Origin of the sequence: Citrobacter europaeus (assembly GCA_020099315.1) — a bacterium.
GTDB lineage: Bacteria > Pseudomonadota > Gammaproteobacteria > Enterobacterales > Enterobacteriaceae > Citrobacter > Citrobacter europaeus.
In genome coordinates this window covers 2,415,893-2,433,409 of the sequence record CP083650.1, presented here as the reverse complement: position 1 = coordinate 2,433,409, position 17,517 = coordinate 2,415,893, and the positions used below count along the sequence as shown (strand labels likewise).

At 42.5% G+C, this 17,517-nt stretch carries 14 protein-coding genes; 5 read left to right on the top strand and 9 right to left on the bottom strand.

Features of this window, described 5'->3' with window-relative positions; genetic code table 11:
• The first annotated feature begins 77 nt into the window (after window positions 1-77).
• Both LA337_11460 and LA337_11455 read left to right on the top strand, forming a co-directional pair.
• Entirely contained in the window at window positions 78-1,265 is a 1,188-nt protein-coding gene (locus LA337_11460; GenBank protein ID UBI18259.1) for an MFS transporter, read from the top strand.
• A gap of 100 nt (window positions 1,266-1,365) precedes the next feature.
• The gene (locus LA337_11455) at window positions 1,366-2,571 is read left to right on the top strand and encodes an MFS transporter (protein ID UBI18258.1); all 1,206 of its coding nucleotides are present in this window, start codon (window positions 1,366-1,368) and stop codon (window positions 2,569-2,571) included.
• A gap of 51 nt (window positions 2,572-2,622) precedes the next feature.
• On the opposite strand, the gene LA337_11450 is transcribed toward LA337_11455, so the two are convergent.
• Window positions 2,623-2,988: a transcriptional repressor gene (locus LA337_11450; GenBank protein UBI18257.1), complete on the bottom strand. Its 366-nt coding sequence runs from the start codon at window positions 2,986-2,988 to the stop codon at window positions 2,623-2,625.
• Window positions 2,989-3,076: 88 nt separating this feature from the next.
• Between LA337_11450 and LA337_11445 the strand changes: the two genes are divergently transcribed.
• Window positions 3,077-3,469, top strand: coding sequence for a transcriptional repressor (locus tag LA337_11445; protein UBI18256.1), 393 nt, complete (start codon window positions 3,077-3,079; stop codon window positions 3,467-3,469).
• A 182-nt stretch (window positions 3,470-3,651) separates the two neighbouring features.
• Here LA337_11445 and LA337_11440 read toward each other — a convergent pair whose 3' ends face one another.
• Window positions 3,652-4,443: a helix-turn-helix transcriptional regulator gene (locus LA337_11440; protein ID UBI18255.1), complete on the bottom strand. Its 792-nt coding sequence runs from the start codon at window positions 4,441-4,443 to the stop codon at window positions 3,652-3,654.
• Window positions 4,444-4,540: 97 nt separating this feature from the next.
• On the opposite strand from LA337_11440, the gene LA337_11435 reads away from it, so the two are divergent.
• Window positions 4,541-5,722, top strand: a complete 1,182-nt coding sequence (locus tag LA337_11435) for an MFS transporter (GenBank protein ID UBI18254.1) — start codon at window positions 4,541-4,543, stop codon at window positions 5,720-5,722.
• A 101-nt stretch (window positions 5,723-5,823) separates the two neighbouring features.
• Here the strand turns inward: LA337_11435 and LA337_11430 are convergent, their stop codons facing one another.
• From LA337_11430 to LA337_11415, 4 genes are all read right to left on the bottom strand, one after another.
• Window positions 5,824-7,227, bottom strand: a complete 1,404-nt coding sequence (locus LA337_11430) for a glycoside hydrolase family 1 protein (protein UBI18253.1) — start codon at window positions 7,225-7,227, stop codon at window positions 5,824-5,826.
• Between the two features lie 11 nt (window positions 7,228-7,238).
• Window positions 7,239-9,101: a beta-glucoside-specific PTS transporter subunit IIABC gene (locus LA337_11425; protein UBI18252.1), complete on the bottom strand. Its 1,863-nt coding sequence runs from the start codon at window positions 9,099-9,101 to the stop codon at window positions 7,239-7,241.
• A 1,382-nt stretch (window positions 9,102-10,483) separates the two neighbouring features.
• Window positions 10,484-11,200, bottom strand: a complete 717-nt coding sequence (locus LA337_11420; protein ID UBI18251.1) for a YebC/PmpR family DNA-binding transcriptional regulator — start codon at window positions 11,198-11,200, stop codon at window positions 10,484-10,486.
• Window positions 11,201-11,476: 276 nt separating this feature from the next.
• Window positions 11,477-13,459, bottom strand: a complete 1,983-nt coding sequence (locus LA337_11415; protein UBI18250.1) for an MBL fold metallo-hydrolase — start codon at window positions 13,457-13,459, stop codon at window positions 11,477-11,479.
• 243 nt (window positions 13,460-13,702) lie between these two features.
• Here LA337_11415 and LA337_11410 point away from each other — a divergent pair, with 243 nt between their 5' ends.
• Window positions 13,703-14,089 carry a hypothetical protein gene (locus LA337_11410; GenBank protein ID UBI18249.1) on the top strand — a complete coding sequence of 129 codons (387 nt, stop codon included), beginning with the start codon at window positions 13,703-13,705 and terminating at the stop codon, window positions 14,087-14,089.
• A 64-nt stretch (window positions 14,090-14,153) separates the two neighbouring features.
• Here LA337_11410 and LA337_11405 read toward each other — a convergent pair whose 3' ends face one another.
• From LA337_11405 to LA337_11395, 3 genes are all read right to left on the bottom strand, one after another.
• Window positions 14,154-14,771 carry an outer membrane beta-barrel protein gene (locus tag LA337_11405; GenBank protein UBI18248.1) on the bottom strand — a complete coding sequence of 206 codons (618 nt, stop codon included), beginning with the start codon at window positions 14,769-14,771 and terminating at the stop codon, window positions 14,154-14,156.
• A 108-nt stretch (window positions 14,772-14,879) separates the two neighbouring features.
• The gene (locus LA337_11400) at window positions 14,880-15,509 is read right to left on the bottom strand and encodes a helix-turn-helix domain-containing protein (protein ID UBI18247.1); all 630 of its coding nucleotides are present in this window, start codon (window positions 15,507-15,509) and stop codon (window positions 14,880-14,882) included.
• 238 nt (window positions 15,510-15,747) lie between these two features.
• On the bottom strand, window positions 15,748-16,935 hold the full coding sequence (locus LA337_11395; protein UBI18246.1) for an outer membrane protein transport protein: 1,188 nt from the start codon (window positions 16,933-16,935) through the stop codon (window positions 15,748-15,750).
• Between the last annotated feature and the right edge of the window lie 582 nt (window positions 16,936-17,517).

The window sequence follows — 17,517 nt, the reverse complement described above, 5'->3', positions numbered from 1 at the left end:
TAACAGATAAATTTTACCAAGCATACAATACGTAGAATCTGTCCTCAATCGAAATGATTATCAGGAACAGAATGATTATGAGTCAAAATGAAAGCAACGTTGATAGCATCAACGACGCTCAGCTTGCTAAAAAGCTGAGTTCCGCGAAATGGTCTACACGTGTAGCATTTTTTATAGCAGGTTTTAGCCTCTCCTGCTGGGCACCTTTAGTACCTTATGCTCAACAACGGATCCATGCTGATTCTGCCATGTTGGGTTCAATTCTGCTTTGCCTGGGACTTGGTGCCGTGGTTGGTATGCCTACTGCGGGTGGGCTCGCAGGTAAAGTCGGCAGCAAAAAAATAATCCTTGCGGGTGCGTGTGGTTTATTTATTGCTTTGCCATTACTTGCAATGGTTTCTACACCAATAGCACTGGGCCTGACCTTGCTTCTTTTCGGAGCGTCAATTGGCGCAACGGACGTCGCAGCTAACATTCATGGCACTGAAGTACAGAATGCAGCTGGCCGTCCAATGATGTCTGGCTTTCACGGCTTCTACAGTATCGGCGGACTTGCGGGCGCAAGCTTTGTTACGTTACTGATTGCTTCAGGACTGGATATCAAAATCGCCGCTGGTGCAGCCGCGCTGGTTGTATTGATTAGTATCTCTTTAGCTGCATCGGGTTTTTTCACCAACCGCTCGACAGAAGATCATCCACTTTTCGTGGTGCCAAAAGGCAAGGTTATTGGGATCGGTGTGCTCGCAATGATTATTTTCCTTGCGGAAGGAGCCATGCTTGACTGGGGAGCTATCTTCCTGATTCAAGTGAAAAACGTGGCAGCTGGTGTGGCAGGAACAGGATATGTGGTGTTTGCAATCGCTATGGCGTTGAGCCGCTTTATCGGCGACCGCGTGGTTACCATTATGGGTGAAAAATCCATGCTCCTTTCCGGAGTGGTATTCACCGCTATTGGTATTTACCTTGCGACTGTTTTCAACACTTACGAGTGGGTTCTTGCTGCAATGGCAGTGGCTGGTTTTGCTGCCGGTAATGTCGTCCCTGTACTGTTTTCTTTGGCTGGGCGTCAAAAATCGATGCCAGCAACACTGGCTATATCAGCAGCAAGTATTCTCGGGTACCTAGGGGTATTGCTTGGGCCAGCGTTGATTGGTTATGCAGCGCATTTTATTGGTCTGACGAATGCTTTCATTTCACTCAGCGTCGTTGTTCTGCTTTCGGCTTCCATAGTTACAGTAGTTATGTCGAAAACAGAAGATAACTAAAAGAGTTTCAAAAACTGATTGTCACAGCCAGACGGCCTGATAGGAATCAGGCCTTCTGATATTGTCATGTTAAACACCATGCCTCTTCGGAAACATGTTAATGAACTCAAGTAAAACCGTCACTGCCGATCCACTACACATTCCTAAAATAGCGAAAACGTCATTCAAAATATTGGGGGCAATAAGCGCAGCTCATTTATTGAATGACATGATACAGTCGCTACTCCTGGCTCTGTATCCATTGCTACAGCCTGAGTTTTCACTCAGCTTTGTGCAGATTGGCCTGATTACATTAACGTTTCAGGTCACGTCTTCCCTGTTGCAACCTCTTATTGGCATTTATACTGATAAATATCCACAACCGCGTTCTTTACCTGTCGGGATGGGATTTACACTCGTAGGTCTGATTATGCTCTCATTAGCTCAAACCTATCCTGAATTACTGATTGCGGCTGCTTTAGTAGGTACCGGTTCGTCTGTATTCCATCCCGAATCGTCAAGAGTAGCAAGAATGGCTTCAGGCGGCAGACACGGGCTGGCTCAGTCACTATTCCAGGTCGGGGGTAATCTTGGTAGCGCTTTAGGGCCCTTACTGGCTGCGATAATTATTGCACCGTACGGCAAAGGTCATGTGGCATGGTTTGTGCTGGCAGCCTTGCTAGCTATGATTATTTTAATGCAGGTTAGCCGATGGTACAGGGTACAGACTAAAAACACAGGGCCTGCAAATGCTGCAAGTGAAATATCACCTTTTCCGAGAAAAACGATTATCACTGGCATCAGTGTCTTGCTGATATTGATATTTTCCAAGTTTGTATACATGTCAAGCTTGAGTAGTTACTACACCTTCTATCTCATCAACAAGTTTAATTTGCCTGTGCAAAAGGCACAGCTCTATCTTTTTGCTTTTCTGTTTGCAGCTGCAGCCGGAACGGTAATTGGAGGGCCACTAGGGGATCGCTTCGGAAGGAAAAAGGTTATATGGTGTTCAATCCTGGGCGCTGCGCCATTTAGTCTTTTTCTGCCATATCTGAATCTGGAAATGACCTGTTTATTTACAATAATAATTGGTCTGGTACTTTCATCTGCATTTTCAGCAATATTAGTATTTGCTCAGGAACTCGTACCTGGCCGCATTGGTATGATCTCAGGTCTGTTCTTTGGGTTTGCATTTGGCATGGGTGGACTTGGTGCAGCAGGGCTAGGTGTTATTGCTGATCATTCTGGAATCGACACGGTCTTCCAACTATGTTCTTTCCTGCCTCTGATTGGATTAATGACAGTATTTTTGCCAAAGAAAGAGTGAGCTAAAAAATATGAGGCAGTACGTTGACACGTTCTGCTTCATATTCTGACTCTACTTAAGAATTAAAGATATTTCATAATCCAGCATTTTCGCATCAAGCTCAGCGGCAATTTGACTTATTAAGGTATCAAGGCGAGTATCAGTAAGTTCAATGATCTTTCTTGGATAGATGTAAGAGATATGCTTACTCCTTTCTATTTTTTTGATTTCATAAAAAGCATCGTTAGATAAAGTTAGTACTTTTATTAGCACTCCTTTATGTACCAGGCGCCTGAGTATATTATACACGGTAGACTGCGCGATTTTATTACTTGACTGTAGAGAATTATAAACATCCATGGCTGTTAATTTTTCCTCTCCAGCCATATCGATAGTATTTACAACCACAACCTCTTGAGCATTTAAATTTATAAACATGATAACACCTACTGAAAGAATTAATTTTAGCAAACCATAAACTTACATTTAAACCTAATCAACTCATTAAAAGCAAGTAAATATTAATATGAAAAATGCGACAATATATGATCAGATGATATTCAAAGTAATTAATGAACTAGATACAGGAGACTTTACCGTTACAGAAATATTCAAATTTTGCTTAGCAAAAGGATATGATATACCACAATCAATGATATATAAAGCGGTCGCAAACCTTGTTAAATTAGGAAAAATACAAAAAATAACAAGTAATGAAAGATCTTGTCGCTACGAAAAATGTGACGAAGGTAAAAATGTAAAACTCATTTGTACCAAATGCCATAAAGAACTAAAGATTCATGACAAGAGAATAGATGGGTTGTTAGTGACAATAGCAAGTGAAAACAAGAGGAAAGTTGCAGAAAGCAATCTGAAAATATATGTATCTCATATTAGCCGCATATGTCAACATGACTGATATCAAACTGATATATTTCAAACTTACTGTAAAAATTCACGATTGAAGCATATTAAATATATTTATGGCACTTGTATGGTGCATGTAGGAATAATGCACACATATTAATTTCCAGTATAAAATACGGTGTAATTTATCATTACCCATGGCACACTTTGTAAAAGAAATTATCAAAGAATAATTTAGCCTCGATCCGCAAAGTATCTTCCAGGTGGTTTTCCTGCTAAATTTTTGAACATTGTTATAAATGCATTTACTGAATCATAACCTAAATCATTAGCTACTCTTTGAACTGAGTCCCCTTTAGATAGATTTCGCATAGCAATGCTTAAATGCAATTGTCGATGCCATTTGCCAAAAGTTAATCCTGTCTCTTTCACTACTAATCGTGATAATGTTCTGCTGCTCATACCTAGATATTTACTCCACTCAGCCAATGTTCTTCTGTCTGAAGGATCTGCCAGCCATGTCTCTATTATCTTTGTTAGTCTAGGTTCTTTAGATATTGGTAAACAAAAATTTTCAATAGGCATCTTGCTCAATTCTTCAAGAAGGACTGAAGCTTTAAGAAACGTCAAACTGCCCTTCATATAATCTGATGGCTGTTCAGTAATATCTAAAATTAGCTCACGCACTAATGGAGAAACGGAGATGGTACAGCAACAGTGTGGTAATACTGCAGAAAACACAGACTCAATAAAAAGCATACATAGCCTGACATCCGTTGTAGCACGAATACTATGTGGCATATCACCAGGAATCCAGACACAGCATTGAGGTGGAACCATCCAGAGTTCGTTTACAACTTCGCAAGAAACAGCGCCAGATAGAGACATAACAAGCTGACCATGCCGGTGAACATGGAATGGAAGTTGTTCATCCACGTGCATACCAATCTTCATCCCTGCAACTGGTCCCAGAGTATCATTTCCATCAAAATCCCAAAGTTTAGGCATTCGTTCTGGCTTCATCATTTTGTCCGTTTTTAGGTATAGGAAGTCATTATATCTATATTACCCCATCGTACAAATTGTTACCTTAGGCCAACGTTAATACATATAGAGACTTTTCATGGAACAAAAACATCTCGCGGCACAAGTCAAAAAGCCAGCGTTGATACTTATCGGCTTGCTGGCAATTGCAACGACTCTTAGAGCCCCAATACTGGGTGTAGGCCCCCTGGTGCAAACACTCCAGTCAGAATTATCAATGACAAGTACTATGGCGGGTTTCATAACCGCCTTCCCTCTGATAGCGTTAGGACTGATTGCTCCTTTTGCAGGAAAACTGTCCCGGTATATCGGTTTTGAAAAATCAATTGTAATAGCTCTGCTTATTATGATTGTTGGCGTTTGCATACGATCCGCAGGACAGGAATGGCAATTATACTTTGGCACAGTGTTGATTGGCGTTAGCATCGCTATAGGTAACGTTCTGCTACCAGGAATGGTAAAACGCGACTTCCCAAATAAAATTGCCAAAGTTACCGGCAATTATGGAATGGCTATCGGGCTTTCAGCTGCTTTAACATCAGCAACAGCGGTGCCTCTGATGAACTATTTTGGATGGCAGACCGCGCTGGTATGCTCGTTGATTTTCCCTGGCATTGCGCTACTTCTAGTGACCTTAAGAATAGGCCGGGAAGGTAATCTATCTCCCATAACAACTTCCCTTGGGAAGAGCAACAAAAACGTTTGGTCCTCGATCCTAGGGTGGCAAGTGACCTTATTCATGTCACTGAATTCCATAATATTTTATGCAATTGTGACCTGGTTACCTTCTATTTTAACGGACGCAGGTAACACCAGAGAAGCGGCAGGATCTATACATGGCTTTATGCAACTTGCCTCAATCGTGCCTGGGTTAGTCCTTGGTCCAATTGTTGCCAGAATGAAGGATCAACGTATTGCTGCGGCTCTTTTGAGCATTCTTCAGTTAGTGGCGCTGGGCGGATTTATTTATCAGCCATCATTTGCGTTTATTTGGGCTTTTATATTTGGAATGGGAAGTGGGGGAGCATTGATCCTTTCACTGATGTTCATCGGTCTCAGAACATCCAGCCCACAAGAAGCCGCATCACTATCAGGTATGGCTCAGTGTGTTAACTTCCTGATTGGAGCATTTGGACCTGCCCTGGCTGGTAAAATGTATGCACTATCAGGAAGTTGGCTCTCAACGTTGTACGCAGGGATTTTATTGGCTGCAATTATGGCACTAGTTGGTATCTTTGCAGGTAGAAATAAGACAATCTGAAACGCTCACCTTAACCCCGCTCGTTTGAGCGGGGTTTACTCCATCAGGCTTCATGGTACCGCCTACAGCAACCAGAAGGCTCAACCATCTACTCTTTTAAATCACAATTTGGGAACCAGCGTTTCTCCGTTACTGCGAATAACATTACGGTACCAATAAAAACTTGCCTTGCGGTAACGAGCAAGATCACCATGTCCTTTATCATCGCGATTTACATAGATAAATCCGTAACGTTTACCTAGTTCTGCCGTGGAGTTGCTTACTAGATCAATAGGGCCCCAAGACGTGTAACCCATGACGTCGACACCGTCTTCTATTGCTTCGTATACCTGGTACAGGTGGTTGTTCAAATATGCAATACGGTAATCATCATCTACAGTGAAGTCATCTTTTAGAGTGTCTTTTGCCCCCAGACCATTCTCGACAATAAATAATGGTTTTTGATAACGATCCCAAAGGATATTTAGCAAGATTCGCATCCCCGTCGCATCAATAGTCCATCCCCATTCAGAGGACGGAAGTAAAGGGTTTGAAATCATGCTAAGTATATTTCCACGCGATTTTTCAATAATCTCGTCATCCGTGCTGGCACAACCACTGTTATAGTAGCTAAAGGAGATAAAATCGACCGTATTCGTCTTAAGATGCTCACGGTCTTGTTCTGTTATATCCAGTTCAATCATGTTTTCACGGAAAAAACGCAGCATATAACCAGGGTAGCAGCCCCTACTCTGAACATCACCAAAGAACAGCCAACCGCGATTTTCTTCCATAGCTTTAAGAACGTCGTCCGGGCTACAGGTAAGCGGATACAATAGTCCTCCCAGCAGCATGTTACCGATTTTTGCATCGCTAACAATTTCATGGCATTTCCCTACCACAATAGCGCTGGCCACCAGTTGATGATGGATCGCCTGATATATTTCAGACTGACTGCTGCCTTCCGGTAATCCAACACCAGTCATAGGTGCGTGCAGAGACATGTTTATTTCATTGAATGTTAACCATAACTTAACTTTATCTTTATAGCGCTCAAACGCTGTCTCTGCATATTTAACAAAAAGGTCAATAAGAAGCCGGTTTCCCCAGCCATGGTAACGCGTGACTAAATTCCACGGCATCTCGTAGTGAGATAGCGTCACCATAGGGGTAATCCCATGGCTAAGCAACTCATCGAACAACCGATCATAATGAGCGAGACCGGCTTCGTTTGGAGTTTGTTCATCGCCATCAGGGAAAATCCTCGCCCATGCAATGGACACTCGCAGACAGGTAAACCCCATTTCGGCAAATAGCTTTATATCTTCCGGATACCGGTGATAAAAGTCGATGGCAACATCTTTGATGCTGCTAACGTTTTCTTTACGCGGAATCACTCCACCAAAAATACCTTTAGGTTGAACATCGGAGGTTGAGAGTCCTTTTCCGTCCTGATTCCATGCCCCTTCGACTTGGTTTGCAGCGATGGCACCACCCCAGTAAAAATTATCCGGAAATCTTTTCATTTTATCCTCCATCATTTATTGATGCTCATTAAGAATGCGTTACTGGTCACTTTATCTTCTTCTGTCAGACGTATCGCGTTGTAACTATCACTATTGTTAATCAACACTGGTGTATCCAGTAAATATCCTGCCTTCTGAATAAAATCGATATCGAATTCAAGCAAAAGCTCTCCGGCTTTGACGCTATCGCCAGATTTAACATGAGCAATAAACCCTTCACCATTCAACCTGACCGTATTTATACCGACATGAATTAATAATTCGACACCATTATCACTAACCATATTGATTGCATGTTTAGAACTGAACAGGGATGAAATTACGCCATCAAATGGCGCAACAACTTTACCTGATGTTGGAATAATCCCTACACCTTGACCTAATAACCCACTTGAAAAAGTGTGGTCTTTAACCTCGGCGATGTTGATAACTTTCCCTGTTAACGGGGATTGAATAATTATTTCACTATTGTCATTTTTATCTATTATGGCCTGTTCTGCCTTTGGCAAACCAAAAAACAGTGTCAGGACAGTGGAAAGTATCAGCGATACAAGCGTACCGATAATAGCTCCCCATACGGTCATATCCATACCGGTAGGCGGGATCATTTGTGCAAGTGTAAAGAAACTGGTCAGTCCAAAGGAGTAAATACTGCCGCGGAAGCTGCCGACGATCATCCCACCAACAGCGCCAGCAATACATCCGAAAATAAATGGTTTCCTGTTCGGTAGGTTGACACCGTATACAGCAGGTTCTGTAATGCCGAATATAGCTGCACTCACTGCTGAACCTGAGAGCGTTTTTAACTTCGGATCCTTTGTTTTGAGAAACACACCTAAAGCTGCACCCAATTGTCCTACAACAGCAGGCACCAGCAATGGCTGCATAATGTCATGACCCAACACAGTGACATTGTTGAGCATCACGGGTACAAGACCCCAGTGCAGGCCAAACATAACGCAGACCTGCCACAACGCCCCCATTATGATACCCGCGACAGCTGGCGCAAACTCATATGCGGCCAGGAAGGCGTTCGCCATTGACTCGCTAAGCCAGGTAGCAATGGGACCGATGAGTAAAAAAGAGAATGGTACGACAACGGCTAGTGCGATAAACGGTGTAAATAAATTTTTTACAGCTGACGGCAGTATTTTATTACAATTCTTCTCGACAAGACTGCTGAGCCACGATGCGAAAATAACGGGTATAACTGAACCAGCATAATTAATGTATGTAATTGGGATACCAAAAAAGGTGTCTGACGTCCCCCCCAACTGTAGTTGAGCATCAAAAGCCGAAATCATGCTTGGGTGCATTAAAGCGCCACCAATCACCATGGAAAGGAACGGAGAACCACCGAATCTTTTACCCGCCGTATAACCCAGCACCAGAGGAAAGAAATAGAACAAAGCGTCCCCGGCAGCTGAGAAAATCTTAAAGGCTCCACTTGATTCAGACATTACTCCACAGACCACTGAAAGGGCTAGTAGCCCTTTCAGTATACCTGAGGCAGCAAGTACACCCAAAAAAGGCGTAAAAATGCCAGAAACTACGTTAATTAGGCGGCTGAACAAGTTTTCTTTTGATTTATCACCATTGTCCTCAACATTATCAGGAAGTAACTTGTCCGTGGCCCCTAAAGCCTCAATTGCCTGATACACCTCGGAAACATTGTTACCGATGACAATCTGTAGCTGGCCACCACTTTCAACAACCATAATTACATCTGCATGATCATGAAGCTCTTTTTTATTAGCATTTGTGTTGCTTATCAATTCAAAACGAAGTCTTGTTGCACAATGGCTAACACTTTTAATGTTTTCACGCCCACCAACACCATTAATTATGAACTCTGCAAGTGACTGATATTTCATAGGGGTTTTACCTTTCAGAAAACAAAAAAAACCCACCCAAACCAGTTAGAACTGGTTCGAAGTAGGTTTTGCCTGCATATGCAGTAACAATCCAATCTGTCACAAAAAAATAAGTTAAAGGAATGCCTTTAAAGTTTTCACTTTTAGGAAACTTATTATTTCTGTCAAATAGGTTATATACCAATTGTTATCTTAAAAAAAGGTAACAAACTTAAGTTGTCGTATTATCACTATATAACGTCGATTTATGAATACTTACCTGCAACACTATAATGAATCCAGTGCTACCCATACTCTGCTCGCTTTTGACATGACCGAAAGCTTACAGTGCGCAGTGTCTGCTTTGTCTTGGAGTTCAACGGGTAGCTGCAACGCTTTCCATCGGTTGAACTCATAGCATAGAGTGGATACCCAACATTCATTATCGCCAGTTCATTCAGGGATAAAACTATGCTTTTCTGGTGGCCTCTGCTAACTGTGAAAATCCAGCCCTATTTTTTGCTCAAGGAGTTACAGATGGTACATAAATCAAAACGACCAATTGGCATCTGACTGGCTCAGAGTGGCAATATTTAATTGGTTCATGAAGTAAACTTCTGACAAAACGATTAATAATGATTAAATTAATTTAAAAACAAGGACCTATTAATGATATCATCTATGAACCATTTTTATACACAACATAAGTTAAATGCAATCTAATGATCTCTCAGTTCATGGCCCTCAGCATATGGCGCTCACTCGCGTGCTTACCCTTCCCCAATCCGGCTTCGGTTAAAGCGAATAAGTTTTCTATCCGTTCTGGTGCCGGAAACATGGCGTCAGTTTCTGTTCGTCGAACTCATACATGCGGTCCTGGCCACCAACTGTCTGCCAGCAATCTTCACAGAATCCTTTAATGAAACTAACTTCAGCGTAAAATCGCTTCCGCTATTTTTTCCTGCTCATCAATGCGCTGAGCAATCCGTGTGTTTACTTGCGACTGCTGCGGTAAAGCTTCAGTCAGATCCTTCGAATAAAAACTCGTTTGATATCTATAGTCTCTCTGATGCGATGTCCGCTGTTACGAATTAGCCCGACCCGGCTATCCTTTGGATACATTTTCAAGGGTTGGTAACGGTGATGATAAACGACAAGGTCAAACCTATAGTCGCATTTGAACGTGGAGGCGGTTTTTGATTCCCGGGAAAAGAACGCCCTGACTCATCCTGTGGGCAAACAGTGAACATGACTGTCTGCTTTGAGTGTAAAACAGACAGTCACCTGGATTTTCTACGTAAACTTTATCTATTTCTTATAATCAATGCATCTGGCTGGATGTTTTTATAACAAATTTGTAAGTTCAAAATCAGCCACAATGACACTTCCCTTTTAATTTACAATTAAAGGTTTGCAACGTTATGATATACTTTTTGAACATCATCGTCAGCCTCAAGAGCGTCAACGAGTCCTTCAAAGATTTCTAAATCTTCAGGTGAAAGTTCAATTTCTGATTGAGCAATCATTTCTAATTCTGTTGTTGAGAACTCAGTAATGCCAGCTTCTTTTAAAGCAGCAATTCCTTTGTGGAGATCTGTAGATTCAGTATAAACAACGATGTTCCCTTCTTCTTCGGTTACATCGCGGACATCTACTTCGGCATTCAGCAAAACTTCAAAAATATGGTCAGGGTCTGTTCCTTTAAATACAATCACCCCGGTATTGTCAAACATATAGCTGACTGCACCTGCTGCTCCAATATTCCCGCCTTTTTTATTGAAGATTGAGCGGACATTAGCAATTGTACGATTAACATTGGAAGTCAATGTTTCAGCGATAATCAGTGAACCACTTGGGCCAAAGCCTTCATAGCGCCCTTGTACGAACGTTTCATCGCTGCCACCTTTGGCTTTATCGATTGCTTTATCAATAACGTGCTTAGGAACCTGGGCTTGTTTTGCACGCTCAATAACGAATTTTAAAGCTGAGTTTGATTCTGGGTCAGGCTCACCTTGCTTAGCGGCAGCATAGATTTCTACACCAAATTTTGCATATATATTAGACGTTGCACCGTCTTTAGCTGTTTTTTTAGCAACAATGTTTGCCCATTTACGTCCCACTGGAATGGTCTCCTCAAAAATTCATTTATGCTACGGACAGGTTAATAACCTGCATATTTTTCCGCCGCATTATATCATGATACACAAACTCTCGTCCATGAAAACAAAAATATACAGATTATATGGAGTGTTACTTTAATTACATTAATTATTAACATTATGGATAAAATATTCCCACATTATATTTCAGATCTTTTTTATTCTTAATAATTGAACCGCAGCAATAATAAAAAACCCGTCATTGCTGACGGGTTATTACATGATTTCTATCTACAATTAAGGCGTCACAATGTTAAACCAGAAATCAAAACTGTCTAAATATCCGACGAACTCGTCAAGTTTGGCGTGATTGCCAGTGATCTGTACCTCACCTTTCTCTTCCGCTTGCTTCAGCGATTCTTCCTTCAGGATAATTTTGTTCAACGTCGCCCGATTCAGCGTAATGGAGGCATCAGCATGACTGGCCTGAGTATCAGCACTATGGTTAAGAACACCGTTTTCTAGTTCCAACTTGTATTTACCACCGTCAGCGCCTAAATCAACGTTGAAGACAGCCTGGGCATTTGCCGCTTTTTCGCCATTAATATGTACAGCCAGATAATCGAAGAACATTTCCGGCGACATAGCTTTAACCGTATCCGGGCTGGCGGTATTGGGGGTTGCGCCTTTTACCACACCATTGCGTAATTCTTGCGCACCAGTCAGATAAAAATTACGCCATGGACCGGACTCTGCCTGGTAACCCATCTGCTCAAGAGCATCGGCTTCCAGATTACGAGCCTCTTTATTGCTCGGATCCGCAAAGACGATATTGTTAGTCACCTGCGCCACCCAACGGTAATTACCATGGTCATAATCCGCTTTTGCTTTTTGCATGATGGCATCGGCCCCTCCCATATAATCGACATATTTCTTCGCGGCATCTACTGGCGGTAGTTCGTTCAGCGTTGCCGGGTTACCGTTGAACCAGCCGAGGTAAAAGACATAAGTTGCTTTCACGTCATGGCTAACGGAACCATAGTATCCGCGGCTGGCCCATGATTTTTCCAGACCAGACGGCAGTTTGAAGTTAGCGGCGATTTCGTCACGAGTCAGACCCTGGTTAGCCATCCGCAATGTTTGATCGTTGATGTAACGGTACATATCGCGCTGGCTCTTCATTAACTTCACAACATTTTCATTACCCCAGGTTGGCCAGTGGTGCTGAGCAATAATAATGCTCGCCTTACCTCCCCAGCGGCCAATAACGTCATTGATATATTTTGACCATGCCAGCGGATCGCGGATCTTCGCGCCCCGCAGCGAATAGGTGTTATGCAGCGTGTGGGTTACATCTTCAGCGGCCTCAATCATTCCCTTCTCTTCTACATACCACAGCATTTCAGAGGGCGCTTCTGAACCAGGCGCCATCATGAAATCATAGGTTAGACCGTCGATAACTTCTTTCTGCCCGGTGTGGGTAATGTAATTAGTAGGTTCAATCAGTGTCACCGTACCCGCAGAGGTTGTCGTACCAAGGCCTGCACCTACCTGACCTTTTGCATCCGGTTTTAACAGATTGCCATACATATAACTGGCCCGGCGACTCATGGCGTTACCTGCCATAATATTTTCAGATACGGCCTCCTTCATAAAACCAGCCGGTGCATATACCTTCACTTTGCCGGATTTAACATCAGCTTCATCCACGACACCACGTACGCCGCCGTAGTGGTCAACATGGCTGTGCGTATAAATGACGGCAACAACGGGTTTTTTACCGCGATTTTCATAATAAAGATCCATTCCGACTTTTGCCGTTTCTGCCGATACCAGCGGATCAATGACCGTAATTCCCTCTTTCCCCTCCATTATCGTCATATTCGAGAGATCCAGATTACGGATTTGATATACACCATCGGTTACCTGGAACAGACCACCGATATTGATCAACTGCGACTGACGCCACAGGCTTGGATTAACCGTAGCGGGAGCTTTTTCGCCTTCCTTGATAAAAGCATATTGCTGCGGATCCCAAACGATGTTCCCTTGCTTTCCTTTGATTAGTTCATCGGGAAGCGGAGCGATAAATCCCTTATGGGCATTTACGAAATCTGTTTTATCAGTGAATGGCAATTGCCCGTATAAGGCATCATTCGCGCTTTTGGTTTGAGCTGTAGCATCTTTTGCCCCTTCCTGTGCGATTGCAGGAAGTGACATTAACGATGTCGAACAGACACCGGCTAAAGCCAGATAGCTTACTCGTTTATTTAGTTTCATAAATTCTCTGCTAATAATAAATTTTCAAGCAGGATCAAAACTGCTTCATTGATTATTGACATGCATCTGCGATGCGATGTTTATCAGGACGGCGTGATTGAGTATTGAAAGGTTAACATAACCTTATAAGCCAGTATCATTAAAAAATATTTAATTATAAATTTTTATTTAAATAAATCATCCGTAGACAATGGATTGTTTAAAAAGATAATGACTGGCATCCATTTCCTTAGGTCAATAAATATGCGTGCACTTTATCTATTACTCATCATTGGAACCCTCTCTGGTTGTAGCTCTTCGCCACCGGAGAAAGTAATTAGAATTAATAAAATGATTATTCCTGTTATCCAGAATAACTCCGTGACTAAATCGAGCAGTAATTCGAGATCCTTGTCGTTATATCAAGAAAATAAACTGCAAATTAAAAACGTGGCAAACACGCTAAAAAGTGATTATCTTCATGATGTTAAGCGTAATGAGATGTTTGATGTTCATAGCCAGGCATACCAGGTGTATGCTTCATTATCTAAGCTTGAGCAAATGCAACAGATGAACAATTTTTATTATAAGGAGCATAATCAAACGGGTCTGTTGAGCATCAATCAGTCGGTTAATTCTCTTATTGAATAATAAAAGAGCCTCCTCATTGATGAATGTGGAGGCTCTTAAATATGGGCTGTTTGATTAACTAAGGTTAGTCATGCTGGCCAAAACGATATGACAGCCCCGCCGTAACAGAACTGACATCGCTGGTTGCTCCAATCTGGTTTTCGTTACCGACATTGCTTACCCATTGATACTCAAGGCGCCCTGCCCAATTATTATTAAAGGCATATTCAGTACCTACCGCCACTACCGGACGGACACCGGTATCAAAACGATTATTCCCTTTAATATCGGACTCTGCGCGATATCCCATGGCACCTGCCCGACCATATACATCCCAGGCATCGTTCAGACCATAACTTGCTTTCAGTGTGAGTTGCAGCCCCTGGCTTTTCATTTGCGAACCTGATGCGCCATTTTTACCATTGAACTGCATATTACCTAAATAATCATAACCACCTTCAACGGCGAGCCATGGTGTAATTTGATAACCGGTGAATACACCGCCACCAACATTATCGCCATCGGTGCCAACATTACCAAATTTTTCACCGTGATTATTGCTCTGTTGAGTGGTGCTGGAGTCAAAATAGTGTGACCAACCAAATTTCCCGCCAGCATACCAGGTTCCGACATCCGCTGCAGCAAAAGCGGTTGTGGCTGTAAAAGCGTTAGCAATAATAAGTGTAATAAGCGTCTTTTTCATGATTTTCCTATCGAGGCTTTCAGTTACGATTGATACAAATAACGTGTCGCTACAATAGGGTATTTAAGTTGTGGTGATAATTACTTTTTAATTTATTTTTGGATTTACTCAAAATCGCTCAGGTAATTTATTGATGGTGGTAAGATATCCCCCGCGTTCAAAATCAATATAGCCTCCTTTTTTTAGGGCTGAAATGACATTTAAAACGCTGCTGCGTGATAAGTGGGTGCGATCCTGAATGTAATCCAAAATAGACATGCGTTTGCGGGTCTCTTCCGGTAACAAAATCATTTCCTCGAGATGGTTTCGTATCACCGAATAGGTACGCTGCTGTACCACTAGATCATCGCGATAAAAGAGATAACCCGTGTGATATGAAAGCACAGCCGCCGCATCTTCCCACAACCCTTGTTGATGGAAGAGCTCTCGCGCTTTATCGGCATCCACGCGTAATATTGTCGACTCGGCTTCTGCGCGTAATAAGTGACCATGGACCGGCTGGATCATCTCGGCAATACCGAACAGATGAGGTTCATAGACAGTCACAATTAACAGGCCATCAGACGAACGTAAGATGGAGAGTTCTCCTTGCAGGAAAAGATATAGCTGAGGCTTATTTTTGTATTTCCACATGATACGGCGTCGAGGTACAACCTTAAGCTTTTCTGCAATTGGCTCAAGCACTTGCATTAAACGTTGTATGCTTTGTTCAGGGCGTACCGGGGGTGAAATTTGCATGTTCAAACCTGTATTCTTTTGATTGAGATAACGCTATGATTCTACGTATATTCCATGAAGAATAGTACAGCCTCATATTAAAACCATAGGTTGCGCAATACTAAAAGTACAAATTTATTTTTATTTAAATGATTTTTTTAGAAGGCCACCAGCAGACGTTCACTGAACATTAGTGCATGGATGCTTTGCTATGGTGATTATTGACAATACATAACATTTCGACTTGATAACAACGATGCTAAAACTGATAGCTGTAGTTAACGCTGGCAAACCAAAGCCACGGATTTTTATACTCACCGGCATAGATATCAGATTTAACGCTGGATGACTGCATATGCAAATACTCAACGGCTACCCCGATATTACTGGCTGGGGTAATCTGGTACTGAGCTCCGGTGGCAAATCGCCATTCATCCCCGGTCGGTAACGAAAGCGCGGCATTACTTTGTGTTTTGTACGGTGAACTGTCAAATGCGACCCCGGCATTAATTCGCCACTGCTCATCGGGATGATATTGCACACCCACCGCCGTATGCCATGTATCTTTCAGCCTATTATCACGATCGTCAGGTTGACCATTTATTGTAATCTGAGGGCTACCAAACTGACTCCAGTCCTGCCAGCCAAGATCCCCCATCACTGACCATCTTCGGTTAATATCGTGAACCAAGCTAGCCATTACCTGCTGTGGCGCGCGGACCTGGGCGGAAATCGGCAGGTCATAGCCAATATTAGGTAGATGTGGGAAACGCGCTTTGCCGTCAATATTGAAATGATAATCAGTCTTGCTGCTCCAGGTTATGCCCGCCCGTGTTTTGTCATTTAAATCCATCAATAAGCCAAGGCGGTAATTCATCGCCCAGTCATGATCGCTTTGTTTTTCATCGTGGCCGTCGACATTTCTTTTTAAAGACAGAAAACCGTAGTTCAAACCCGCAGCAGCACCAACCGACACCTTGTCACTCAGTTTCCATGCAACGCCTGGACTCAGCGTCATCGCAACCAGGGTGCTTTGTTTAATCAACCGATCCCCGGCCCAGTTGCCAAAATCGATACCCAACCCATAGTTGCCATATAATCCCAGCCCGGCTGAAACGGTATCGCTCAGGCGTTGCGCATAAAACATACTGGAATTGGGGAACAGCGTCATTACGTTCCCCGGACTTTGCCTTTCGTCAGCGCTATTGTTCAGCGTATAGGGAATATCTCCCCCCATCGCCTGCAACCCTCCGCTGACCATATGGTCAGACAGACGGGTCATTCCCGCTGGGTTCGTTAATAGCGTTGAGGCATCCTGAGCGCGAGCGGCCTGCCCTGCACCAGCGAGTGCTGTATCCTCCGTTCCGACTTCATAAAAATAGAGCGTACTGGCGTTACCGAATGCCGAAAAGAGCATTCCGGAAAGAAGAATTATATTTTTTTTCATTGTATTACCTGTCTGGATGGGAACTTAACAAAACGTAGGCCAGTTATCACACAGTATTGATTTACGCTAATAGCATAATCAGGCCTCTGGAATGATGTCGCGTTAAGTTTCATCCAATATTAAATTTTATAATCTGCCCCTGCTCTCTTAAATATCGCCTTAATGAGAATTCTTCTTAATAAGAAATTTGGCATTAATTCAAATGTAAAGAAATGAAAATTTAATGTTTTCATAAAAAAGTATGAGTGAAGTCGGCAACGGAAAAACCATAGTTATGATCATCACATAAATGTAATCTGAGTTTAAAAAAACCTACACATTCACTGCTTGAGAAGACCTCGTCTTCTCAAAACTTCGCGCCCCGAATATGCCTTTAATTTCAATAAGGCACGGTTAGCATTGGTCACTAAAACCCAATTCATAAGTGAGGTGAATATCTTATTGGTCTGGTTAAATATCTGGAGAATAACACCATTCCGGTCGTGGATATCGTTTGTGTTTTAAAATACGGAGCTTAATCATGTACTAACAATCAGATATCTGATGCGACTCATTCTTCTGTCCGCTTTTGTAAGCAGAAGA

Coding starts and splice junctions, on each gene's coding strand:
- LA337_11460 (UBI18259.1), top strand. CDS start 78: ATGAGTCAAAATGAAAGCAACGTTGATAGCATCAACGACGCTCAGCTT.
- LA337_11455 (UBI18258.1), top strand. CDS start 1,366: ATGAACTCAAGTAAAACCGTCACTGCCGATCCACTACACATTCCTAAA.
- LA337_11450 (UBI18257.1), bottom strand. CDS start 2,988: ATGTTTATAAATTTAAATGCTCAAGAGGTTGTGGTTGTAAATACTATC.
- LA337_11445 (UBI18256.1), top strand. CDS start 3,077: ATGAAAAATGCGACAATATATGATCAGATGATATTCAAAGTAATTAAT.
- LA337_11440 (UBI18255.1), bottom strand. CDS start 4,443: ATGATGAAGCCAGAACGAATGCCTAAACTTTGGGATTTTGATGGAAAT.
- LA337_11435 (UBI18254.1), top strand. CDS start 4,541: ATGGAACAAAAACATCTCGCGGCACAAGTCAAAAAGCCAGCGTTGATA.
- LA337_11430 (UBI18253.1), bottom strand. CDS start 7,227: ATGAAAAGATTTCCGGATAATTTTTACTGGGGTGGTGCCATCGCTGCA.
- LA337_11425 (UBI18252.1), bottom strand. CDS start 9,101: ATGAAATATCAGTCACTTGCAGAGTTCATAATTAATGGTGTTGGTGGG.
- LA337_11415 (UBI18250.1), bottom strand. CDS start 13,459: ATGAAACTAAATAAACGAGTAAGCTATCTGGCTTTAGCCGGTGTCTGT.
- LA337_11410 (UBI18249.1), top strand. CDS start 13,703: ATGCGTGCACTTTATCTATTACTCATCATTGGAACCCTCTCTGGTTGT.
- LA337_11405 (UBI18248.1), bottom strand. CDS start 14,771: ATGAAAAAGACGCTTATTACACTTATTATTGCTAACGCTTTTACAGCC.
- LA337_11400 (UBI18247.1), bottom strand. CDS start 15,509: ATGCAAATTTCACCCCCGGTACGCCCTGAACAAAGCATACAACGTTTA.
- LA337_11395 (UBI18246.1), bottom strand. CDS start 16,935: ATGAAAAAAAATATAATTCTTCTTTCCGGAATGCTCTTTTCGGCATTC.